This window comes from Epibacterium sp. ABV4_022, assembly GCF_056159345.1.
In genome coordinates, this window is the sequence record NZ_JBSWVA010000002.1 from 64,908 (window position 1) to 86,569 (window position 21,662).

Below are 21,662 nucleotides of genomic sequence, written 5' to 3' on the forward strand. Positions count from 1 at the left end.
ACGATGAAATCCTTCACCAAAATCATACCATTATTGGTCACCCTGCTGACTTGCGCGTTTCTCCTGATCCCGATCATCCAATCGGTTCTCGCCGGGCTGACAGTGAACTACTTCCGCGGGTTGTCCTCGGGGTTGACGCTGAAATGGATCGGCGAGGTCTGGATGCTCTATTCCGGTAGCATCTTCTTGTCGGTCGGGCTCGCACTGGCGTGCCTGATCGTCACTCTGGTCCTGGGCGTGCCTGCCGCCTATGCTCTGGCGCGCAATCCCGGCCGCGCCTCGCGCATGCTGGAAGAGTTTATTTCGCTGCCCCTGGCCATTCCGGGGCTGGCCTTGGCCCTGGCGCTTTTGCAGCTTTATGGCGGTTGGACCGACTTTCGCACCAGCTGGCTGTTTATCCTTGTCGGTCACGTCCTCTACACGCTGCCGTTCATGGTGCGCTCGGTCCTGTCCGTGCTGGCGGCCATTGACCTCAAGACGCTGGAGGAAGGGGCTGCCAGCCTTGGCGCGGGGCCTACGCGGCGTTTCATTGACATCGTTGTGCCGAATGCGATGCCCGGCATCCTTGCCGGGGCACTCACCGTGGTCACCCTGTCGATCGGCGAGTTCAACCTGACATGGATGCTGCACGTACCCTATCTAAAAACCCTGCCTGTGGGCCTGGCTGACAGCTACGCCTCGATGCGGCTCGAAGTGGCGTCGGCCTACACGCTGGTCTTCTTCGTGATGATCGTGCCGCTTCTGATGGCCATGCAATGGGCCAGCGCACGCGCTCAAAGGATCATGCAATGACACTGACACTAACCAATATCGCCAAGACCTTTCCCGGCGGCACACGGGCGCTGTTGCCCACCGACCTGGAGATTGCCAAGGGCGAGATCCTGTCGCTGCTCGGTCCGTCCGGCTGCGGAAAATCCACGCTGTTGCGCATCATTGCCGGGCTGGAAACGCCCGATCCTGGCGCGTCGATCATTTTCGACGGCGAGGAGGTAACCCATCAGTCCGTTGAAACGCGCAAGATTGGCATGGTGTTTCAGTCCTATGCATTGTTTCCCAACATGTCGGTGCGCGGCAACATCGGCTACGGCCTCAAGATGCAGAAAATGTCGCGCGCAGACATCGACGCGCGGGTGGATGAGGTCATCGCCCTGTGTCGCCTGGAGGCCTATGCCGACCGTGCGATCACCGCGTTGTCGGGCGGTCAGCGTCAGCGCGTGGCTCTGGCGCGCGCAATGGCCCCCCGTCCGCGGGTGCTGCTGCTGGACGAGCCCCTGTCGGCGCTGGATGCCGCCCTGCGCGGCCAGTTGCGGGACGAATTGGCGATCCTGCTGCGCCAGTTCGGCATAACCGCGATCTTTGTCACCCACGATCAGGATGAGGCCATGGCCATTGCCGACCGCGTCGCGGTCATGAGCCAGGGCGCAGTGGCGCAGATCGGCACGCCCGAGGCGCTATATCGCAACCCCGCCACCGGCTTTGTGGCGCGCTTTGTCGGCGATGCGATGCCACTCGGTGGACGGATCGAGGCCAGCCGATTGCACCTGCCGGGTGGGGTGATCGACTTGCCGAAACCCGCCGACGGGCAGGAGGTATTGGTGCGCGCCGAGGATGTGCGGATCGCGCCGCAGGGGCCGGTGACCGCCCGCGTCGAAGCCGTGACCTTTCTTGGCACGCATTACCGCATCGCGCTGACCGGAGCGACCGAGGCACCGCTCTTTGCCTTGCACACCGGCCTGTCCGCACCCAGACCCGGGGAGGACGTCCGTCTGTCGATCCCGACCGAAGCGCTCTTGATCCTACCGAAGGCAGGGGCTGCCTGATGACCGGTTTCATCCAGATCACCGACACCCACATCGTTTCCCCGGGTGCGCTTGCTTGTGGGCGTTCGGATACGGCCGAGGCCCTGCGCCGCGCGGTTGCGACAATCAATGCAAAGCTCCCCAGTCTGGACGGGATCGACTGCGTCATCGTGACCGGCGACCTGACGGATCACGGCTCGCCTGAGGAATACGCCCGTTTCACCTCCATCATGGCTGAATTGGAACGGCCCTGGCTGGCGGTGCCTGGCAACCATGACAAGCGCGAACCGATGCGCGCAGCCTTTCCCGACGCAGCGTGGATGCCATCGCAGGGGCCTATCCACTGGGTGCGCGAACTCGGGCCCTTCGCCATTGTCGGTCTCGACACCCTGCAGGAGGGCGCGCGCCATGGAGCGCTCGGCTCCGATGGGTTGGCGTTTCTTGATACGGCGCTGGATGATTTGGGCGATAAACCGGTCATTGTCGCCACGCATCACCCTTGGATACATGCCGGGATTCCCGCGATGGATACCGATAACCTGCATGACGGTGCGCAATTGATGGCGCGACTGGAGGCCTATCCCGGCCTCGTTCGGATGATGTCGGGCCATGTCCATCGGGCTGTCGTCGGTCAAATCGGTCGTATCACCTGTCAGATCGGCCCCGCGACCTGCCACGCAGTGTTGACCGACCACCACGCTGCCCGCGACCCGCAATTGGTTCTGGAACCCGGCGCAATTACGGTGCACCGGTGGGTCGAGACGCCCAGTCCAAGTTTCGTATCCGATGTAATACCGATCGGCGCCTTTTCCGGCCCCTGGCCCTTCACCGATTGAACTGTTCCTGCCAGATCGATTTCCGAGACTGGTCAGCTGGTTGCCCCATCTGGTATTGGAAGCCGCAATATGACCCCGTCGGCAAAGCGTCTGCCCGCAACGTTTGTGCCGCATGCGGTCGACGACACATGCAATGAGCATCCCCTCGCGGCCACCATCGCCAGCGGGCAGGTTCAGGAAAGGCAGCGCACCATGGCAAACCCGTTATATGACCGCCTGTTCGGCATCCACGCCGGCAAGTCCACGCCTTTTCTGCATTTGCAAACCGGGGCGGTGATAAGCCATCAGGATTTCCTTGGCAGGGCCGCACAAATCGCACATGTGCTGACACACTCGGGCCTGAAACCGGGAGACCGGGTGGCGGCGCAGGTCGAGAAGTCCCCCGAGGCATTGGCACTCTATGCCGCCTGCGTACAGGCCGGGTTGATCTTCCTGCCGCTGAACACCGCCTATACCGCCGAGGAACTCAGCTATTTCATCGAGAACAGCGGCGCATCGGTGGTGGTCTGTGACCGCCGCAACGAGGCGACGCTGCTGCCGATTGCCCGGCAACTCGGCGCTGCGCTGGCGACGCTAAACGCCGATGGCACCGGCACCTTGATGGATCAGGCAGTGGGTATGCCGACATCCTTTGCCACCGTTGCCCGCGACGCTGAGGACCTGGCAGCCTTTCTTTATACCTCCGGGACGACCGGGCGCTCCAAGGGGGCGATGCTGACCCAAAACAACCTGTTGTCCAATGCCGAGACTCTGGTCCGGGAATGGCAGTTCACCGCAAATGACGTGCTTCTGCACGCGCTGCCGATCTTTCACACCCATGGCTTGTTCGTCGCCACGAACATCACCTTGGTGGCGGGCGGAAGCATGATCTTCCTGCCGAAGTTCGATCTCGACCTGGTGCTGACGCACTTGCCGCAGGCCACCACGATGATGGGGGTGCCCACCTTCTATACCCGATTGCTGGGGGATGAGCGGTTCACGCGTGACTTGGCCGTGCGGATGCGGCTGTTTGTCTCCGGCTCGGCGCCGCTGCTGGCCGACACCCATGCGCGATTCGAGGCGCGAACCGGTCATCGGATCCTGGAGCGCTACGGTATGACCGAAACCAACATGAACACCTCCAACCCCTATGCGGGCGAGCGCCGGGCAGGGACCGTGGGTTTTCCCTTGCCCGGGGTCGACCTGAAGATCACCGACCCCGAAAGTGGTGATACGCTGCCACAAGGGGAGGTGGGCCTGATCGAAGTGCGCGGGCCAAATGTGTTCAAGGGCTATTGGCAGATGCCCGAGAAAACAGCGGCCGAACTGCGCGCCGACGGGTTCTTTATCACCGGTGATCTGGGGCGCGTGGATGAGGACGGCTATGTCCATATCGTCGGACGCAACAAGGATCTGATTATCTCGGGCGGCTACAATATCTACCCCAAGGAAATCGAGCTGGTGCTGGATCAGCAGCCGGGCGTTCTGGAGAGCGCGGTGATCGGTGTGCCGCATCCTGATTTCGGGGAGACCGTCCTGGGCCTCATCGTGCCCGAACCGGGCAAAGCCCCCGATCTGGAGGGGATCGCGGAAACGGCAGGGCAGGCACTCGCGCGCTTCAAACACCCACGCCGGTTGCTGGTGCTGGACGAATTGCCGCGCAACACCATGGGCAAGGTCCAGAAGAATATTCTGCGGGAGCGCTATCAAGATATGTTCGCGGAGTGAGCCTGGACGCCAGCTGCGGACGCCAGCATGTGCACAGGGGATGCCCGTTTGGTGCTAAAGAACAGGTGATGTTCAACGGACTATCTTTTTGTTGAACATGCGCTATGCTCAACAGAATAAAGTTTTGTTGAACACGCGGGGAGCCCATGCTGGATCGCCATTCTGCGCTTGCCCATGCGGCCTATCACGACCTGCTGCGGTCACTGCAAGACGATGCGGTGTCGGAGATCCGGGGCACGCCGACCAAAGTGCTGCGCAACGGGCGCAGCTATTGGTATGACAGCTACCGCATCGGTTCCGACGTGAAGAAACGCTATATCGGCGAGGACAGCGCGGAGCTGCGCGCGCGGCTGGATCGGCATGAGGCGTTGAAGGCCCAGCAAGACACCCGCCGACGCAACCGAACGCGGCTGGTGCGCCTGCTGCGGGCAGAGGGGTTTCTGGGGCTGGATGCGGCGACGGGGAGCCTGCTGGCGGCGCTGGCGAAATCGGGGGTGTTCCGGCTGGGTGGCACGATCGTCGGCACCCATGCCTTTCGGCTTTATGAAGGTGAGCTTGGGCTGCGGTTCGGCACCGATATGGCGGCGCAGACCGATGACATCGACGTGGCCAGTTTTTCGCGTCTGTCGTTGGCGCTGGAGGATATTGCCGCCCCACCGCTGGAACAGGTGTTCCGGGATTTCAGCTTTGCCCCGCAGCCCAGCCTACAGGCCGGGCGCAGCTGGCGCTGGAAACAGACGCGGGGGGATGCGCTGGTCGAGTTCCTGACACCGGCCTTTGGCGAGGATGAGAGCCTGCGCCCGTTGCCGGCGCTGGGGGTGGATGCGCAGGGGCTGCATCATCTGAATTACCTCATCGCCGATCCGATCCGGGCGGCGATTACCTACCGCAGCGGCGTGCTGGTGCAGATCCCGCAGCCAGAGCGGTTTGCCATTCACAAGCTGATCGTCGCGGAGCGGCGCACGGCGGCGGATGCGCTGAAGGCGGAAAAGGACCGACGTCAGGCGGCGTTCCTGATTGCGGCGCTGGCGGAGGACCGCCCGGATGAATTGCATGACGCCTATGCGGATGCGCTGGAACGCGGTCCCAAGTGGCGCGCGCGCATCGCAGCCAGCCTGGACCGGATGCCACAGACCAAAGCCCGGATAGACGCCGTGCTCGGATCCTAGGCGCAGATCCTGGCGGTCAGGAGGGCAGGGGGTTTCGGCCGCCGGTCAGGCGCTGCTGTGGCGCGCCTGGGTGCGGGTGACAAAGGCCTTGACCGTTTCCAGCCCGGCCTGTTCCTGCGCATCCAGAAGCGGTGCCACCTGGTCACGGGTGGCGCGGGCATGGGCGAGGTCGTCCAGCCCGTAGGCGACACCCACCCGACCGATCGGATGCGCGGCCACCCAGTCGGCGCGATCCGCGAAATAGCCCGGCACGATGACGCTGTCGCAGCCGCAGATGGCTGCATATTGCGAATAGAAGGTGGCCTCGTCGTAGCTGTAGAACGTGTCGCACCGGTTGAAGACGGCCGCGGTTTCTTCATGCGAGAGACCGTCGACACAGATCGCGTCCTCGGTCTCCGGAATGCGCGGCTTTTCATGGCCCTTGCGCAGCATGTAGCAGGCGCCCTTGCGGTCGGGACGGTTTTCGTTGCGATAGACCGGATTGCGCCGCCACAGGAACAGGTCCTGAGCGCCGCCGGTGATCTTTGGCAGGTCAGACATCTCGCCCGCGCGAAAGAACATCTCCCCGGGGCCAAAGTCATAGGGGTCCTTCAGTCCCGGCTTGTAGAGGAGCCACCGCGCCACATGCGCCGCGCCGAGCGGATTGCCGAGCGTGACTTCGGGGTAGACCACCACGGTCTCGGAGCGCAGATCCGCGGGTCGGGCCACCCGGGTGCGCAGGGTCGGGTCCTGCGGCAGCCGCATGGGCTTGCCCAGCATCCGGCGCAGGCACTTGCGCAGCGGTGGCCTGGGCGTCTCCCACCAGGGCCAGAGCGCAGCATCCTCGCCCAGGGTGGTCAGCGCATGGGCCAGTTGATGCAGGAAGATCGACCCGCCGCTGTCGGGGTCATACGCCGGGGCGTAGATCAGGTAGTTGGCGCGGGGCGTTTCAGGCATAGGGTAGGGGCCTTGGCAGCAAGGGAGGGGTCAGGAAGTGGGAGGCGACGGCCGGGGCTTGGCGGCGGCGTCTTCCGCCTCGGCTTCGGCTTGCAACAGCGCCTGCTCCTGCGCCAGCAGATCGCATGCGCGGGTCTTGCCGGGCCGCGCCGGCACCCCGGTGAGGATGGTCCAGGGCGCACAGGACCGCAGCACCACCGCCCCCGCGCCGACCGCCGCGCCTTCGCCCAGCTCGACCCCCGGCGCAATCACCGCATTGGCGCCGACAATCACGTGGCGTCCCAGCGACACCGGTGCCTTGTGCTCCGCCTTGTAGGCGGCGGGAACCGTCGGATTGGTCAGCGTTGCGCCGGAATAATCGTCGGATTGCGAAAACACCTTGACCCCGTAGGCCAGGCCCGAGAAGTCGCCGAAGGTGATGCCCGGTGATCCCCCGGCGACCAGGCAGAGCGGCGCGATATGCACATTGCGCCCGGTTACCACCCGCCCCGAGACCACGCAGAAGTCATCGATGCGGGTGTGATCGCCCAGCGACATCTTTTCCGGCTCGTACAGAGAGGCCTTGTCGCTGATCCGCACATTGCGCCCCAGCGCGGCAAAGCCCATGTTTTCCAGAGCGTCCTGGGTCAGATAGGCCATCGGTCAGCGCGCCTCCGCAAAAAAGTCATGCACCGCCGCGATCACCGCGTCGATGTCGTCGCCGAGCGTGTAGAACAGCGGCAGTCGCAGCAGGCAGGCGGAGGTCCGGTCGGTCACCGGGAGTGGATCGGCGGTGCGCCCGTAGGTTTGGCCAGCGGGGGCTGAATGCAGCGGCACATAGTGGAATGGCGCAATGATGCCGCGCGCCCTGAGGGCGGCAATCAGCGCATCGCGGCGGGCCTGATCCGGCAGCAGCAGGTAGAACATGTGGCCATTGCCGGTGGTGTGCTCCGGGATCGCGGGGCGGCGCAGTTGGCCCCGGGCCTCCAGATCGGCAAAAGCAGCCATGTAATGATCGAACTGGGCGCAGCGGCGCTGGCGGATCTCGTCCTGGAGTTCCAACTGCCCATGCAGGAAGGCGGCAATCAATTCGCCCGGCAGGAACGAGGAGCCCAGGTCGACCCAGGTGTATTTGTCCACCTGACCGCGCAGGAAACGGGAGCGGTTGGTGCCCTTCTCGCGGATGATCTCGGCGCGCTCCACCAGGTCCGGACGGTTCAGGGTGAGCGCGCCGCCTTCGCCGCTGATGATGTTCTTGGTCTCGTGAAAGCTGAAAGCGCCCATGTCGCCCAGGGTGCCCGCCTGCCGCCCCTTGTAGGTGGACCCATAGGCCTGGGCCGCATCCTCCACCAGCATCAGGTCATGCGCCCGGGCAATCTCTGCCAGCGCATCCATATCGGCGGGAAATCCGGCGTAATGCACCGCAAAGATGGCGCGCGTGCGGGGCGTGATGGCGGCGCTGACCCGGGCAGGGTCGATATTGAGGCTGCGGGGGTCGATGTCGACAAACACCGGCACCGCGCCGCGCAACACCACCGCATTGGCGGTGGACACAAAGGTGAAGGAGGGCATGATGACCTCGTCCCCCGGCGCCAGGTCGCACAGCAGCGCCGCCATTTCCAGCGCCGCGGTGCAGGAATGGGTCAGCAGCGCGGCGCCGGCCCCCGTGGCGGCTTCGATCTGCTGGTGGCAGAGACGGGTGAAATGGCCATCGCCGGACAGCTGGCCACGGTTGATGGCCTCGGTCACCCAATGCAGTTCGCGGCCTACAAAAGAGGGGCGGTTGAAGGGTATCTTGGTTTCAGCCACGCGTCGGCCTTTCTGCATCACCTGCCATCAGAGCCTCTGTGTCTCATTATCGCAGGCGGGAATCCAGCCCAATCACCCGCGCAAAGTGCTCCGCGACATTCAACGAACAACACGGATAATACACTTCCGGTGATGCCACTGCGGGTTAAATAAGATTTAGCCAGCTTCCGCGTTGTGCAGAAAATCCTCAAACCCCAACAGGAAGCTGCGCACCCGGCAGCGGATTAGCGATTGTATCTCCACCTGGCTGGGCACCTTGTAGACCCATTGCCGCACCCCGAGGTAGAAAATGCTGGCGTGAAACCCCCAGATCAGCTCCATCGCCATTTCATGATCCTCTGGCCGGACCAGATCGCCCCGTCCCATGTGGGCGAGTTGCTCTTGCAGCAAAGGCTCGAAGATCCGGCGCCGCAGCATCGCGGTATACCGCTGCGAGATCACCGGATCGTCAAAGGCGGACAAGAGGAAGATCCGCACCCAGTCCTTTTGCAGAACCACCTTTGCGTAATCCACCAGGTAGCGCTCCAGCCGGTCGGACAGCGGCAGGCTGCGGTCGCGCAGGATCTCGTCCCATTCCGGGTTCCAGCGCCCGACATAGACCCTGTCATAGATCTTCTCGACGATCTCTTCCTTGGTTGCGAAATAGCGATAAAGCAGGCTCTGACTGACGTTGAGATGGCGCGCCAGTTCCCGGGTGGAAAAGGCAAAGCCGTGGTCGGCGACATATTCGATGGCCCCGGTCAGGATCAGATGTTCGCGGTCCTGCGGTGACAGGCGCGTGCGTTTCTTCTTGGCAGCAGGCGGGGCGGCGGGATCTTGTGTCATTGAGCCCTTGCGGTCTGGTGGAAATCTTGTCGGAGCGCGGCCCGCCCACTGCGTGTGATCCGGCGCAGCGGGCGGGCACCGTCGCTTACCTTAGCGCATAGGGTAGCCAAGTGGAAATGCCCGGCAGCAACGCCACGACGATCAGAACCAGCACCTGCAAGCCGATGAACGGCAACACCCCGGCATAGATGTCGCGGGTGGCGATCTCGGGCGGCGCCGCAGAGCGGAAATAGAACAGCGCAAATCCAAACGGCGGCGTCAGAAATGAGGTTTGCAGGTTCAGCGAAATCAGGATCGCCAGCCAGATCGGATCCAGTCCCGCCATCAGCAGCACCGGCGCGATGGTGGGCACAATGACAAAGATGATCTCGATGAAGTCGAGGATGAACCCGAGCAGGAACATCACCGCCAGCACCACCGCCAGGGCCGCATATGGCCCGCCGGGCACACCGGAGATCAGCGCCTGCACCGCCTCGTCGCCGCCAAAGCCTCGGAACACCAACGACAGCATCGCCGCCCCGATCAGGATCATAAAGACCATTGCGCTCAGCCGCACAGTCTCGGTGGCGGCGCTGGAGAGCGCGCCTGCGCGCAGGCACCGGACGAGGGCCAGGGCAAAATAGCCGCCAACCACCAGTGCGGGCACCGCGATGATGTAGCGTTCCGTCTGGAGCGGCAGGTCGAGGCCGGGCAGGAGCCCCTGTTTCACCGCCACGATCAGTCCCAAGATCAGCAGCGCCGAATTGGCGTGGCGGCGATGGCTGGGACCAAAGCCCGCCAGAAGGACCGCCCCCGCTGCCCCGATCGAAGCGGATTCGGTTGGTGTGGCCACGCCGCCGAGGATGGAGCCGAGCACGCCGAGGATCAGCGCCAGCGGCGGCACCAGTCGGGCCAGCAGTACCCGGGCCGTGATGGTCATTTCCTCCGCCGCGCGCTCTGGCGGGGCCGGGCTGCTTGCCGGGCTCAGCAGCGCCATGGCGATTTGATAGAGCAGGAACACCACGACCATCAAAAGGCCGGGCCCCATCGCGCCGGCAAACAGATCGGAGATCGACACGGTATCGGGCGAGAAGTTTCCCATCGCCAGCTGCGCCTTCTGATAGGCCGAGGAAATCGTGTCCGCCAGCAACACCAGCACCAGCGAGGGCGGGATGATCTGACCCAAAGTGCCGGCCGCGCAGATCGACCCGGCCGCCAGCCGCGGCGAATACCCCCAGGTCATCATCACCGGCAGCGACAACAGCGCCATGGTGGCCACCGTGGCGCCGACGATACCGGTGGAGGCCGCCAGCAGCGCCCCCACGAGGGTGATCGCAAAGCCAAGCCCGCCGCGGCGTCGGCCAAACAGACGACCAATCCCGTCCAGCAGTTCGGAGGCAATGCCGCTGCGTTCCAGCATGGCCCCCATGAACACGAACAACGGCACCGCAAGCAGCACATCATTGGTCATCGCCGCGTAGATCCGCTGCGGGATCGCCGACAGGAAGGACGCATCAAAATGCTGCAGCAGCACGCCAAGCCCGGCCAGCAGCAGCGACACCCCGCCCAGCACGAAGGCCACCGGAAACCCCGACATCAGGCAGATCAGCAGCCCGGCGAAGAGTGCGATCAGATAAAGCGTGTGCACGTCAGCCATCAGCTCGTCCCCCGGGACGCAGGCAGCGGAAAAGCACCGCCAGCGCTTGCAGGATCACCAGGGTCAGCGCCACCGGGATCACCGTCTTGAAGACAAAGACCCCGGGCAACCCCGCCGCCTCGCGCGAGGCTTCGCGCGCGGCCCAGCTGCTGAGCACATAGTCCTTCGAGGTCCACAGCATGAACATGCACAACGGCAGCAGGAACAGCAGGACACCCGCCGCATCGATCCTGCGCCGCCAACGCGGGGACAGCCCGTGATAGATCATGTCGACCCGCACATGCCGGTCCGAGGCGAGCGTATCCGCCATCGCCAGCATGAACATGGTGCCAAAGAGATAGAGGATCGCCTCCTGCGCCATCACCGCACCGGCATCGAACAGGTAGCGCGCCACGACCACCGCGAATTGCAACAGCACCATGGCCACCGCCAGCCAACGGCTGACCTGCCCTATCAAGTCGATGCCCCGGGCCAGCGGGCCGGAGCCCTTCATATGTGTGTAGGTGTTTTCCATTTCCGTCTTCCCGACGCCTCCCACCCGGCCCGAACGGGGCCGCTGCACGGGGCACCTCCTGGAGAATTGCGATCCGGCCCGGTAACAGAGGTTGGGTCACCGGACCGGATCAACTGGCCACAAATGGGTGGACGGGCCAGTTGTTCGGGGGCGCTCAGCCCTGTTTGAGCCGCGCGTTGGCATAATCGCCGATGTCGCCCCACCGGCGCTGGGTCTCGCGGAAGGCAAGCCAGTTCTCGTGCACCTTGGTGGCCATCGGGCTCTTGGCAGCGCTTTCGGCCAGCACCTCGGGCGCCATGCGCTTCATCTCCACCAGGATGTCGATGGGCCATTCGTGCAGCTGAACGTCGTGATCGTCGACCAGGGTGGTCAGCGCATCGAGGTTGCGGGCGTTGTACTCCGCCAGCGAGGTGACATATTCCGCATCCGCCGCCGACTGCATGATCGCCTGTTCGCTGCTGCTGAGCCCCGACCAGACATCGGCGTTCACATAAGACGACAGCGTGTGCCCCATTTCATGGAAACCCGGGTAATAATAGTGCTGTGCCGTGCGGTGAAAGCCGAAGGCGAGGTCGTTCCACGGGGCGATCCACTCCAACCCGTCGATGGTTCCCGATTGCAGCGCGGTGAACAACTCCCCGCCGGGGATATTGACCGGCGTTGCCCCAAGGCGCGACAGCATCTGGCCGCCGAGACCGGGATAGCGCACCCGCAGCCCTTGCAGGTCAGCGGCGCTGTTGATCGGGGATTTGAACCAGCCGCCCATCTGGGCGCCGGTGTTGAGGTTCGCCAGCGGCTTCACCCCATGCGCGGCCCCCAGTTCGTCCCACAGCTCCTGACCACCGCCGAATTTGAGCCAGGTGAAGTGTTCATCCGCAGTCAGGCCAAAGGGCACCACCGCAAAGAAGACAAAGGCCGGGTCCTTGCCGAACCAATAATAGGAGGTGTCATGGGTCAGATCGCCCGCACCGGCGGCAACCGCGTCGAGCACCTCGAAAGGGGCGACGATCTCGCCGGCGCCGTAAACCTTGATACGCAGCTTGCCGTCGCTGGCCGCGGCGACGCGCTGTGCAAACCGCTCTGCGCTGGTGCCGAGACCCGGAAAGTTCTTGGGCCAGCAGGTCAGCATCTTCAACTCAGTCCCGCCCTGCGCCAGCGCCGGCGCTGCCAGCGCTGCACCGGCGCTCCCCAGAGTTGCCGTCCTGAAAAACCGACGGCGAGTCAGATTGGATGTCATCACGTTTCCTCCCTTGGATCTTATCGATCATTCGATCAATAAAATGACATCAAGACGTAGGTCAATCTTTATTTTTATACTGAAATGGTGATATGTGACGATTCTATTACTCATTTGATCACTTACAGGAGGCTATCATGCTGGATAAATCTCGCTCTGACCGCTTCGACGCCTGGCCCGAAACGCTGCAGCAGGAAATCACCGAAAACTGGACCAATTGCCGGGTCGGGTCGCATTTGGTGTCGGAAACCGAGACACTGCGAATCTGGCACCTGCACCTCGAGCCCGGGGAGCGCGCGCCGTTCCATCGACATGAGGAAACCTATTTCTGGACCGTCACCGGCCCGGGAAAATCGCGCTCGCACTATCATGACGGAAGCGTGCGGGACACGGTCTACACGGCAGGCGATACCCGGCACTTCCAACTCAGGGCGGGAGAGTTCTTTGTTCACGACCTGGAAAATACCGGCACCACTCCACTGGTCTTTGTGACCGTGGAGTTCAAATCCTGATCCTGCCGCGCGAGGCCTGCACAGGCGACGGCCCCGGATCGGCGACCTTGCGCGGCAACGGCGGAATTGAGACAGTTCCGCCAAACCAACTTGGAGACGGAAGCCCATGCTGCTCGACAATCTCGCGCTGTTCCTGCGCATCGTGGAAAAGGGTGGCATGGCGGCGGGCGGGCGAGAAATGGGCCTGTCGCCCGCCACGGTATCCGAACGCCTTGCAGCGCTGGAAAACCACTACGGCGCCCGGCTTCTGAACCGCACGACCCGCTCCATCAGCCTTACAGAGGAAGGGCGCGAACTGATCGCCGGTGCGCAGCGCCTGCTGGCAGAAGCCGAAGAGCTGGAATCCCGCGTGCGTCTGGGTGTGGACCGGATCGCCGGGCCGATCCGGCTCAGCGCGCCGTCGGATCTGGGGCGCAACCGGCTGGCCCCGATCATCGACCGCTTTCTGGAGCAGCATCCCGAAGTGTCGGTCGATCTGCATCTCAGCGACGGATATGTCGACATGGCGGCGATGGGGCTTGACCTGGCGCTGCGCTATGGCGATCTGGCCGACAGCAGCCTGATCGTGAAACGTCTGGCCGACAGTGCCCGGATCGTCTGTGCTGCACCGGAGTATCTGCACCAGGCAGGCACGCCGCGGCACCCGAACGACCTCGAACACCACAATTGTCTGCTGATGCGCTTTGGCACCGATACGGATCAAACCTGGCCATTCGAAATCGACGGCAAACGCCAGGCGATCACGGTACGCGGCAATCGTATCGCCAACGATGGTGATCTGATCCGGCAATGGGCCCTGAAGGGCTGTGGCATCGTGCGCAAGTCACAATGGGATGTGAAAGCGGATCTGGATGCGGGGCGACTGGTGCCCTTGCTGCGAGAATACGAGGTGCCAGCGCTGGGGTTGCAAATGGTCTGGCCCGCCTCGCGGAGTCAGCCCCGGCGCGTCCGGGCGCTGATTGATGCCCTGGTGGTGACCTTTCGCACTCCGGGCTGAACCGGCCCCTGGTTACATCGGCTTGATCCAATCCTGCCACTGGGCAGCGTTTTCGGATAGCCAAGCCTCCGCAGCTTCCTCCGGAGTGTGGCCCTCGACGCAGATTGCATAGTCCAACCGCGACACGGTTTCATTGCCAAGCTGCATCGTTGCGAGCAGGGCGCGGCCTTCCGGGGTCAGCCTCTGTGCCGCCTCGCGCCGCAAGACCAGCGTTGCCGCATCCTGTCCGCCCAGCAGGCCCAGCGGATCCGACAGCGGGCGCAACCGCAACTTCCGGTGCAGCCATTGCGGATGCCAAAGCGGCACGACTGCCAGATCACCGCTTTCGTCTGCCGCCAGCGCCGCTGCGGTACAGTCTGCCAGCGTGCCGTTTTCAAAGTGGAACCCATGCGCGTCGAGGTCGTAGACCTCCACCATCCGGCGGGAGAACCGGCTGATCCCGGCGCCGGGTCCGATACCTTGGATGCGCCGATTGAAAAGGCGCGCCACATCTTCCTGCGCCAGATCCCGAACCGAGCGGATATGGGCAGGAGCACGGTCCGAAATGCCCCAGATGCAATAGGGTGTGTAGAGCGTGGACAGCTTCAACAACTGGTCCTCGTAGGGGGCGATGTAGCGTCCGTGGCTGGCGGGCAGCCAGGCGGAGACCACGAGATCAACCTCGCCCGCGGCCTGCATGGCAAACATGTCTTCATGCGCGGCGGTGCGCAGGTCGACCTGATGGCCGGTACGGGTCAGCAGCGCGCAGACCACCGCCGCCGCTGCCTGGTGAAAACTCAGGTCGATCTGGCCGACCGTCAAAGCGCGTGTCATGTCTGTGAAACCTCGTTCAGATTTCAACTTCAGCCCAGAGCACCACCAGCGTGGCGCAATTCAGGCACATGGCGGTGTCGGAGTAGATCATCCGCGTGTGCCGGCCCCGCTCTCCGAACACCGCGTTGATAAGATCGGACGCACTATCCAGCGCGGCGGGCTGTTCGGTGAAGTCCGGCGTGGTATGAGCCGTGCCCTCGACCCGCAGGATACGCCGCACCCGGTTCAGCGATCCCAGCGCGTCTCGCAGTTGCGCAAGGCCATTGAGCGCCGACAGAAGGAAAGCCTGATACCCGTCCTGCACCGTCAGCTCCGCACCCATCTTGCCGGTGTATTTCAGATCCCCGTCGACCCAGGGCAATTGCCCGGAGGTGTAGATGACGTTGCCAACCTGCATCCAGGGCGCATAGGCGCCGACCGCCCCGGACACCGGCGGCAGCTCGAGGCCCAGCTCCTCCAGCCGTTGTTCCGGTGTCAGGTCTTGGGTGAAGTTCTGTTCGACGATGCGCAGCATTGGCGTCCTCCCGTTTTTGCGTCGGCTCAACGGTTGCGTGGAATGCCAGGGGGAACAATCGGCGGCTCCTGAAATCAGAATTTGCCCCGACCGAAAAATGCGCCGGTGTCCCCCCCTGGCAAGTCGTCGTCCACAGGATCAGGCCGTGGCGGTGTCCCTAAAGGGGGCATAGGTGGTGTAGCCCTGCCGGTCGCCGCCAAACAGCGTCTCCGCGTCGAATGCGGCCAGCGGCAGGTTCTCGGCATAGCGGCGCGGCAGGTCCGGGTTGGCAATAAACGGACGTCCGAAGGCCACCACATCAGCAAGCCCCTCGGCCAGAATGGCCTCGGCCCGCTCCTTGTCATAGCCGCCCGCCACCAGGATGGCGCCGGGGAACGCGGCCCGCAGGGCCAGACGGAAATCGCGCGGGGTCTCCGGCGCGTCGTCCCAATCGGCCTCGGCGATATGGATATAGGCGATCCCGATACGGCCAAGCGCGCGCGCCAGCGCCAGCAGGGTCTCCGGTGCTTCGGGATCATCCATGCCGCGCTGGGTGATGAAGGGCGAAATCCGAATGCCAACGCGATCAGCCCCGATTTCGGCCGCCACTGCCGCCACCGTATCGACGGCAAAGCGGATGCGGTTTTCCACGCTGCCGCCATAGGCATCGTCGCGCTTGTTGGAACTGCGGCGCAGGAAGGAATCGATCAGATAGCCATTGGCGGCGTGGATCTCGACCCCGTCAAAACCCGCGTCACGGGCGTTGCGCGCGGCCTGGACATAATCAGCGGTAATGCCCGGGATCTCCTCCGTTTCCAGCGCGCGGGGCGTCGGGCACCCCGCCATGCCCCCCTGTCCGGTCTGGGCATCGACGACCCAAACCGTCGCTTCCGGAGCAATGGCCGATGGCGCGACCGGCAGCCCGTCGGCATGGAACATCGGGTGGCTCATTCGGCCGACGTGCCAAAGCTGGCTGAAGATTCGCCCGCCGGCCGCGTGAACGGCCTCGGTGACCGTGCGCCAACCGGCCATCTGCGCATCCGTGTGGATGCCGGGGGTAAAGGAATAGCCCTGGCCCTGTTGGCTGATCTGCGTGGCTTCGGTCAGGATCAGGCCAGCACTGGCACGTTGGGCGTAGTAGTCGGCCATCATCTCATTGGGAATATTGCCCGGTTGGTCCGTGCGGCAGCGGGTCATCGGGGCCAGCGCGATGCGCGAGGGCAGGTCCAGTTGGCCGATCCGGGTCGGGGCGAACAGAAGTGTCATTTTGGGTCTCCGGTTGTGATAAAGAGGGGAGGGAGCCGCGCGCGCGGTCAGGCTCCTGTGGCGGTGCCGGGCTTGGATCTGCGCTCCTGCGTGAGGATGAACAGCACGCCCAGTACGGGCACCAGCGCTGCGGCATAGGGGATGGCGGCTGCACCCAGAGTGCTGTCGACAACCGCGGCCCCGATGATACCGCCCAGGGCGTTGGCGATGTTGAAGGCGGAAATATTCGCGGTTGCGGCCAGTTCGGGGGCGGCGCTGCCATGACGCATGACGCGCATCTGCATGGCCGGCACATTGGCAAAGCTCATCACCCCGAACACAAAGGCCGCCGGGACAAAGGCCCATGGCACCGGCGCCAGCAGACCGACCACCAGCAGGGCTGCGATCATGGCGATCGGCCAGCCGATCAGGGACAGACGCAGGTTTGCATCGGCGGTGCGCCCACCCAGCGTATTGCCAAGCACGAGCCCGAGCCCGACGATGACCAGAACCCAGGTCACATCGGCACGGGCAAATCCCGCCACCTGTTCGGCCACCGGGGCGATATAGCCGTAAAACCCCATGAAACCGGTCCAGGCCAAGATAGTGAAGGCGAGGCTGGCCAACAGGTTGCGATCTGCAAAGGCGCTGATCTGGCCGCGCACAGAGGCCGGGACCTCGCGCGGTTGCCGGGGAATGGCCACGAGAATGGCTGCAGCCGCCACCACACCAAGCGCAGCCACCACCTGGAACGTGGTGTTCCAGCCGGCGCTATTGCCGATCCAGGCGCCACCTGGCACCCCCAGAACATTGGCCAACGTCAACCCGGCGAACATCTGGCCCACGGCGCGACCCGCCATGCGATCCGGGACCAACCGGGTCGCGACGACGGCACCGATGCCATAGAAGGGGCCTTGGGTTAACCCGGCGACGATGCGGCTGAACAACAGCGTCGAGAAGTCATCGGCATAGGCCGACAGCAGGTTGCCGACGATGAAGAGCCCCATCAGCCCTAGCAACACCCGGCGCTTGTCGAACCGGGCCAGCCAAAGGGTCAGCACCGGGCCACCGATCACGATCGCCAGCGCATAGGCGGTGATGAGTTGCCCGGCCTGACCTTCGGAGATCGCCAGATCCTCCGCCACCTGAGTCAGAAGCCCTGCGATAACAAATTCGGCGGTGCCGATGGCAAAGGCGGAAAGGGTTAAGATCCAGACTTGCAACGGCAGTTTAGATTCTGTTGGCATCGGAATACTCCGGTTCAGTTGATCAAGGCGCCGCCGTCGATGTCGATTACGGCACCGGTGACAGAGGCGGTTTCAATGGCAAAGAGATAGCCGGCGGCCACGTCCTGCGGACGCGCCACGCGGCCCGCAGGCAGTTTGGCCGCAGCACCCTCAAGCATCTGCTTGCGAGCAGCGGTTTCCATTCCGGCATAGGCATCGGTATCGGTCAGGCCCGGGCTGACCACGTTGATACGGATCGGGGCCAGCTCCCGTGCCAGGATCTTGGCGCTCGCTTCCAGTGCGGCATTCATGGCGGTCTTGGCAAAGGTACCCGGTACCGTACGGCGCGCCAGAAACCCGCTGGTGAGGGTGATGGTGCCGCCAGGTCGGAGCTCCGCCGCTGCCGCCTTGGCCGCGCGGATACTGCCCCAGAACTTGACGTCGAAGGCCCGGCGCGCCGCGTCGAGATCCAGCGCGTCGACCGCGCCACCCGGGGCCTGTGACCCGGCGGTGAACACCAGATGATCAAACGGCCCCTGACCGGCGATCCAGCGCGACAAGGCCTCCGCATCGGTAACATCCAAACCGGTGGCACGGCTGGCGCTTGTCACCGCGGCTCCGCGCTCTGCCAGCGCTTGGGCAACGGCCGCGCCAATCCCGGAGGTGCCACCGATCACGATTGCCTTTGTTCCTGTTAAATCAGTCATTGTCTTCTCCTGTGAGGAATGCGTTCCCGCGGAACACGGTTTCGATGAGCGGACCGCAGGGCGCGCGGAAGAACAGGCGGCGCTCGTTCAATTCGGGCAGGTCCATGGTGGAGTAGCGAATGCCCTTTTGCGCGAGGCTTGCGCGGAACCGGGCATAGTCGTTGAGGCGGAAAGCGACGTGATCCCACGCCTCTGGGCCGATACCCGTATTCGCGCCGCGCGATCCGATCAGATGGACAATCGGCGCGTCTCCGGCATAGAGCCAATGGCCCGGAATACGCTGGATCTCCTGCGGGCGCGGGCGTTCTTCCAGCCCGAAGACCTCAATGAAGAACGCCCGCGTTGTAGCGAGATTTCGAGTCCGGATTGTCACATGATCGAGGTGCATGAGGCTGTTTCCCTTGTTGCGGACAAGCTATGTCATCCGGCGAAACAAGAGTATTGGCCGATTATCGAAGTTATAATTCGGGTTATTGGAATAAATAAACGCAGCCCCACGTCGGGCTGACGGGTGTGCCAGCGACATGCGATCAGGCGGGGCGGAAGCGGCGCACAGTCATGTCGGCGCCGCGCCCGGCCATGCCCTGACTTACACTTTGGATCAGAGCGAATTGGACAAGCGCGGCGCGCGCGCCGGGATGAACAGGATCAGTACATGTTATCCGGTGACGGCGTGACAGCGCCCCCGTCATTGACGGAGCCTGAACGCGTGGCGCTCAGGCCACCTGACCGCCTTCCAAGCCCGAAATTGACTGGATCAGACTGTCTTCGGTGACCTCTTCAGAGGTGAAGCTGCGCATGATGCGGCCTGAATACATCGCCACGATCCGATCGGAGACATGCAGCACCTCGGGCATCTCGGAGCTGATGACGATCACCGCATAACCCTGTGCGGCCAACTCCCGCAGCAGTTTGTGGATCTCGGATTTGCTGCCCACGTCGATACCGCGCGTGGGTTCGTCCACGATCAGCACATTGGGATGCATCGACAGCCATTTGCCGATGACGATCTTTTGCTGATTGCCGCCGGACAGGTTGCCCACCTGCTGCCGCCAGCCGGGGGTGCGGATGTCGAGCCGATCGCGATACTGATCAAAGATCGCGATTTCCGCGCCTTCGGCCACAAACGGTCCGGCCTTCAGGTCATCCACCTGCGGCAGGGTCATGTTGTCGCGACAGTTCATGCCCAGCACGAGACCCTGACCTTTGCGGTCCTCCGGCACCAGAGAGATGCCCATATTGATGGCCTCCACCGGGGAGGTGATCCGCACCTCGCGCCCATCGAGCAGGATCTGCCCGGCGGACGGGTCGCGCAGGCCAAAGAGCGTCTCGGCAATCTCTGTGCGACCCGCGCCCACCAGACCGTAAAAGCCCAGAACCTCGCCCCGGCGCACCTCAAAGCTCACGTCGTGAAACAGCTTGCCACAGCTGAGGCCCCGCACCTCCAATGCCACATCGCCCAGTTCGTGATGCGCGGCGTTGCGAGAGAGGTCCAGCTTGCGCCCGATCATCATCTGGGTGACGGCTTCCTCATTGGTGTTGGCGGTCTCGACTGTGCCCTGATACTGCCCGTCGCGCAGCACGCTGATGCGGTCGGTGATCTTAAAGATCTCTTCCATACGGTGCGAAATATAGATGATCCCGACGCCCTCGCGTTGCAGATCCGCGATCACGTCAAAGAGCACCACCTTTTCCGCATCCGTCAGCGAGGCGGTGGGTTCGTCAAAGATCACCGCCTTGGCGTCCACAGTGAGCGCGCGGGCGATTTCGACCATCTGCTGATTGGCAATCGACAGATCGCCCACACGGGCCTTGGCGTCAAAGCCCACGTTCAGTTTTTTCAGGATCGCATTGGCGTTTGCTGCAAGCCGGGGCCAGTCCACCCGGCCAAAGCTCTTGCGCGGCAGCTCCCCGAGGTAGATGTTTTCCGCCACCGAGAGCTCTTCTGCGAGGCTCAGCTCCTGATGGATAAAAACGATGCCCTTGGCCTTGGCCTCAAGGGGGCCGGCCATCACCGCCTTTTGGTCGCCCATATAGATGTGGCCGTCATCGGGCTGGTGAATGCCGCCGAGAACCTTCATCAGGGTGGATTTTCCAGCACCGTTTTCCCCCATGAGGGCGTGCACTTCGCCCGGCATCACCGAAAAGGACACCCCGTCCAGCGCCCGCACACCGGGGAAGGTTTTGACGATGTTTTCGAGACGCAGAACCGGATCACTCATACCTTCAGTTCCTCTTTGCCTTTGACGTTGAGCTGACGATCAAGAAACAGCACCGCAATCAGAATGAGGCCGATCACCAGGTTCACGGTGGAGGTATCGGCGCCGATATGGCCCAGCCCCTTGCGCAACAACTGGATCGCGATGACACCGCCGAAGGTGCCGATCACCGAACCCGCGCCGCCGGTGATCTTGGTGCCGCCAAGGACCACGGCCGTAATCACCCAGAGTTCATATAGCTGGCCGTCATTGGGATTGACCGAGCCGCTTTCGGAATAAAACACCACGGCCGAGAGCGCTGCGAGAAAGCCGATGATGGCGAAGTTGACCATCATATGCGGGCCGACGCGGATGCCGGCGTTCACGGCGGCGTCGCGGTTGTCGCCGATGGCATAGGCGTTGCGCCCATGCACGGTGCGCGCCATCAGGAACCAGATCGCCAGCGTCACCGCCAGCAGGAACCATGTGGCGGTGTGCAGACCAAGAAATTGCGCCTCGGCAAAATCCACCAGCGTCCAGTTCAGATGCGAGGTCGGGTTCTCGCCGTTGAACATAAAGACGATGCCGCGATAGCCCAGCATCGACCCCAGCGTCACGATGAAGGCATCAACCCCGGTTTTCCACACAATAAGCCCGTTGAGCGCCCCCAGAAGCGTGCCGACCGTCAGCGCCAAGAGCCACGCCACCGGGATCACCCAGTCGCCCAACCCCGCAAAGATCGGCCACGTCATACTGTCCAGCAGCACAATCGCGGCAATCGCAAAGGTTGCCCCGACACTGAGGTCGATATTACCGTTCACCATGACGATGGTCATGCCCATCGCAATGATCCCGATGGGGGCGGACTGCTTCAGCAAAAGCAGCATGTTTTCAAAATCCATAAAGGCCTTGTCGGAGAGCGACAGAAATTCGCCCGCCACGCTGAAGAAGATCAGCTCCAGCACGATGAAGCCCCAGATTGCGCCATTTTTCAGCGCCTTGGACAATGCACCCGGTTGCATGG

Annotated in this window: 22 protein-coding genes; 7 read left to right on the forward strand and 15 right to left on the reverse strand. The window is 63.4% G+C overall.

All coding sequences use genetic code 11. From position 1 onward, the window contains the following. The first annotated feature begins 3 nt into the window (after positions 1-3). The 5 genes from ACXAF5_RS19380 to ACXAF5_RS19400 all read left to right on the forward strand — a co-directional run bounded on the left by ACXAF5_RS19380 (position 4) and on the right by ACXAF5_RS19400 (position 5,511). Positions 4-792: an ABC transporter permease gene (locus tag ACXAF5_RS19380; protein ID WP_474947897.1), complete on the forward strand. Its 789-nt coding sequence runs from the start codon at positions 4-6 to the stop codon at positions 790-792. Then, positions 789-1,820, forward strand: coding sequence for an ABC transporter ATP-binding protein (locus ACXAF5_RS19385; RefSeq protein WP_474947898.1), 1,032 nt, complete (start codon positions 789-791; stop codon positions 1,818-1,820). Before ACXAF5_RS19380 ends, ACXAF5_RS19385 begins: the two co-directional genes overlap by 4 nt. Next, complete coding sequence (locus ACXAF5_RS19390) at positions 1,820-2,635, forward strand: phosphodiesterase (RefSeq protein WP_474947899.1); 816 nt, start codon at positions 1,820-1,822, stop codon at positions 2,633-2,635. The genes ACXAF5_RS19385 and ACXAF5_RS19390 overlap by 1 nt, the downstream gene beginning before the upstream one ends. 192 nt (positions 2,636-2,827) lie before the next feature. After that, positions 2,828-4,342: a malonate--CoA ligase gene (locus tag ACXAF5_RS19395; protein ID WP_474947953.1), complete on the forward strand. Its 1,515-nt coding sequence runs from the start codon at positions 2,828-2,830 to the stop codon at positions 4,340-4,342. Positions 4,343-4,488: 146 nt separating this feature from the next. Beyond that, entirely contained in the window at positions 4,489-5,511 is a 1,023-nt protein-coding gene (locus tag ACXAF5_RS19400; RefSeq protein ID WP_474947900.1) for a nucleotidyltransferase family protein, read from the forward strand. Between the two features lie 45 nt (positions 5,512-5,556). Here the strand turns inward: ACXAF5_RS19400 and ACXAF5_RS19405 are convergent, their stop codons facing one another. The 7 genes from ACXAF5_RS19405 to ACXAF5_RS19435 form a co-directional block, all read right to left on the reverse strand. Next, complete coding sequence (locus ACXAF5_RS19405) at positions 5,557-6,447, reverse strand: hypothetical protein (protein WP_474947901.1); 891 nt, start codon at positions 6,445-6,447, stop codon at positions 5,557-5,559. Positions 6,448-6,477: 30 nt separating this feature from the next. Continuing rightward, a complete protein-coding gene (locus tag ACXAF5_RS19410) occupies positions 6,478-7,086 on the reverse strand; it encodes an acyltransferase (RefSeq protein WP_474947902.1) in 609 nt (202 codons plus the stop codon). Between the two features lie 3 nt (positions 7,087-7,089). Then, positions 7,090-8,235 carry a dTDP-4-amino-4,6-dideoxygalactose transaminase gene (rffA, locus tag ACXAF5_RS19415; RefSeq protein WP_474947903.1) on the reverse strand — a complete coding sequence of 382 codons (1,146 nt, stop codon included), beginning with the start codon at positions 8,233-8,235 and terminating at the stop codon, positions 7,090-7,092. Between the two features lie 156 nt (positions 8,236-8,391). Beyond that, a complete protein-coding gene (locus ACXAF5_RS19420) occupies positions 8,392-9,060 on the reverse strand; it encodes a TetR/AcrR family transcriptional regulator (protein ID WP_474947904.1) in 669 nt (222 codons plus the stop codon). 85 nt (positions 9,061-9,145) lie between these two features. After that, positions 9,146-10,696 (reverse strand): TRAP transporter large permease, encoded by a 1,551-nt coding sequence (locus ACXAF5_RS19425; protein WP_474947905.1) that lies wholly within the window; start codon positions 10,694-10,696, stop codon positions 9,146-9,148. After that, on the reverse strand, positions 10,689-11,210 hold the full coding sequence (locus ACXAF5_RS19430; protein WP_474947906.1) for a TRAP transporter small permease subunit: 522 nt from the start codon (positions 11,208-11,210) through the stop codon (positions 10,689-10,691). The genes ACXAF5_RS19425 and ACXAF5_RS19430 overlap by 8 nt, the downstream gene beginning before the upstream one ends. Positions 11,211-11,364: 154 nt before the next feature. After that, entirely contained in the window at positions 11,365-12,447 is a 1,083-nt protein-coding gene (locus ACXAF5_RS19435; protein WP_474947907.1) for a TRAP transporter substrate-binding protein, read from the reverse strand. 137 nt (positions 12,448-12,584) lie between these two features. Here ACXAF5_RS19435 and ACXAF5_RS19440 point away from each other — a divergent pair, with 137 nt between their 5' ends. Together ACXAF5_RS19440 and ACXAF5_RS19445 are read left to right on the forward strand one after the other, a co-directional pair. Then, positions 12,585-12,959, forward strand: a complete 375-nt coding sequence (locus ACXAF5_RS19440; protein WP_474947908.1) for a cupin domain-containing protein — start codon at positions 12,585-12,587, stop codon at positions 12,957-12,959. 106 nt (positions 12,960-13,065) lie between these two features. Further along, the gene (locus tag ACXAF5_RS19445) at positions 13,066-13,956 is read left to right on the forward strand and encodes a LysR family transcriptional regulator (protein ID WP_474947909.1); all 891 of its coding nucleotides are present in this window, start codon (positions 13,066-13,068) and stop codon (positions 13,954-13,956) included. A gap of 12 nt (positions 13,957-13,968) precedes the next feature. On the opposite strand, the gene ACXAF5_RS19450 is transcribed toward ACXAF5_RS19445, so the two are convergent. From ACXAF5_RS19450 to ACXAF5_RS19485, 8 genes are all read right to left on the reverse strand, one after another. Next, positions 13,969-14,769 carry a glycine betaine ABC transporter substrate-binding protein gene (locus tag ACXAF5_RS19450; RefSeq protein ID WP_474947910.1) on the reverse strand — a complete coding sequence of 267 codons (801 nt, stop codon included), beginning with the start codon at positions 14,767-14,769 and terminating at the stop codon, positions 13,969-13,971. A gap of 16 nt (positions 14,770-14,785) precedes the next feature. Next, entirely contained in the window at positions 14,786-15,283 is a 498-nt protein-coding gene (locus ACXAF5_RS19455) for a RidA family protein (RefSeq protein WP_474947911.1), read from the reverse strand. Positions 15,284-15,421: 138 nt separating this feature from the next. Beyond that, positions 15,422-16,528: an alkene reductase gene (locus tag ACXAF5_RS19460; RefSeq protein ID WP_474947912.1), complete on the reverse strand. Its 1,107-nt coding sequence runs from the start codon at positions 16,526-16,528 to the stop codon at positions 15,422-15,424. Positions 16,529-16,575: 47 nt separating this feature from the next. After that, positions 16,576-17,754: an MFS transporter gene (locus tag ACXAF5_RS19465; RefSeq protein WP_474947913.1), complete on the reverse strand. Its 1,179-nt coding sequence runs from the start codon at positions 17,752-17,754 to the stop codon at positions 16,576-16,578. Between the two features lie 14 nt (positions 17,755-17,768). Beyond that, on the reverse strand, positions 17,769-18,440 hold the full coding sequence (locus ACXAF5_RS19470; RefSeq protein ID WP_474947914.1) for an SDR family oxidoreductase: 672 nt from the start codon (positions 18,438-18,440) through the stop codon (positions 17,769-17,771). Further along, on the reverse strand, positions 18,433-18,828 hold the full coding sequence (locus tag ACXAF5_RS19475; RefSeq protein WP_474947915.1) for a VOC family protein: 396 nt from the start codon (positions 18,826-18,828) through the stop codon (positions 18,433-18,435). Before ACXAF5_RS19475 ends, ACXAF5_RS19470 begins: the two co-directional genes overlap by 8 nt. Before the next feature lie 328 nt (positions 18,829-19,156). Continuing rightward, positions 19,157-20,662: a sugar ABC transporter ATP-binding protein gene (locus ACXAF5_RS19480; protein WP_474947916.1), complete on the reverse strand. Its 1,506-nt coding sequence runs from the start codon at positions 20,660-20,662 to the stop codon at positions 19,157-19,159. Continuing rightward, positions 20,659-21,660, reverse strand: a complete 1,002-nt coding sequence (locus ACXAF5_RS19485; protein ID WP_005625641.1) for an ABC transporter permease — start codon at positions 21,658-21,660, stop codon at positions 20,659-20,661. The genes ACXAF5_RS19480 and ACXAF5_RS19485 overlap by 4 nt, the downstream gene beginning before the upstream one ends. Between the last annotated feature and the right edge of the window lie 2 nt (positions 21,661-21,662).

Bases quoted from the DNA above. Each gene is read 5' to 3' on its own strand.
- ACXAF5_RS19395 (WP_474947953.1), top strand. From the start codon at position 2,828: ATGGCAAACCCGTTATATGACCGCCTGTTCGGCATCCACGCCGGCAAG.
- ACXAF5_RS19390 (WP_474947899.1), top strand. From the start codon at position 1,820: ATGACCGGTTTCATCCAGATCACCGACACCCACATCGTTTCCCCGGGT.
- ACXAF5_RS19440 (WP_474947908.1), top strand. From the start codon at position 12,585: ATGCTGGATAAATCTCGCTCTGACCGCTTCGACGCCTGGCCCGAAACG.
- ACXAF5_RS19405 (WP_474947901.1), bottom strand. From the start codon at position 6,447: ATGCCTGAAACGCCCCGCGCCAACTACCTGATCTACGCCCCGGCGTAT.
- ACXAF5_RS19465 (WP_474947913.1), bottom strand. From the start codon at position 17,754: ATGCCAACAGAATCTAAACTGCCGTTGCAAGTCTGGATCTTAACCCTT.
- ACXAF5_RS19380 (WP_474947897.1), top strand. From the start codon at position 4: ATGAAATCCTTCACCAAAATCATACCATTATTGGTCACCCTGCTGACT.
- ACXAF5_RS19420 (WP_474947904.1), bottom strand. From the start codon at position 9,060: ATGACACAAGATCCCGCCGCCCCGCCTGCTGCCAAGAAGAAACGCACG.
- ACXAF5_RS19445 (WP_474947909.1), top strand. From the start codon at position 13,066: ATGCTGCTCGACAATCTCGCGCTGTTCCTGCGCATCGTGGAAAAGGGT.
- ACXAF5_RS19470 (WP_474947914.1), bottom strand. From the start codon at position 18,440: ATGACTGATTTAACAGGAACAAAGGCAATCGTGATCGGTGGCACCTCC.
- ACXAF5_RS19455 (WP_474947911.1), bottom strand. From the start codon at position 15,283: ATGCTGCGCATCGTCGAACAGAACTTCACCCAAGACCTGACACCGGAA.
- ACXAF5_RS19435 (WP_474947907.1), bottom strand. From the start codon at position 12,447: ATGACATCCAATCTGACTCGCCGTCGGTTTTTCAGGACGGCAACTCTG.
- ACXAF5_RS19430 (WP_474947906.1), bottom strand. From the start codon at position 11,210: ATGGAAAACACCTACACACATATGAAGGGCTCCGGCCCGCTGGCCCGG.
- ACXAF5_RS19385 (WP_474947898.1), top strand. From the start codon at position 789: ATGACACTGACACTAACCAATATCGCCAAGACCTTTCCCGGCGGCACA.
- ACXAF5_RS19485 (WP_005625641.1), bottom strand. From the start codon at position 21,660: ATGCAACCGGGTGCATTGTCCAAGGCGCTGAAAAATGGCGCAATCTGG.
- ACXAF5_RS19425 (WP_474947905.1), bottom strand. From the start codon at position 10,696: ATGGCTGACGTGCACACGCTTTATCTGATCGCACTCTTCGCCGGGCTG.
- ACXAF5_RS19410 (WP_474947902.1), bottom strand. From the start codon at position 7,086: ATGGCCTATCTGACCCAGGACGCTCTGGAAAACATGGGCTTTGCCGCG.
- ACXAF5_RS19475 (WP_474947915.1), bottom strand. From the start codon at position 18,828: ATGCACCTCGATCATGTGACAATCCGGACTCGAAATCTCGCTACAACG.
- ACXAF5_RS19460 (WP_474947912.1), bottom strand. From the start codon at position 16,528: ATGACACTTCTGTTCGCCCCGACCCGGATCGGCCAACTGGACCTGCCC.
- ACXAF5_RS19400 (WP_474947900.1), top strand. From the start codon at position 4,489: ATGCTGGATCGCCATTCTGCGCTTGCCCATGCGGCCTATCACGACCTG.
- ACXAF5_RS19450 (WP_474947910.1), bottom strand. From the start codon at position 14,769: ATGACACGCGCTTTGACGGTCGGCCAGATCGACCTGAGTTTTCACCAG.
- ACXAF5_RS19480 (WP_474947916.1), bottom strand. From the start codon at position 20,662: ATGAGTGATCCGGTTCTGCGTCTCGAAAACATCGTCAAAACCTTCCCC.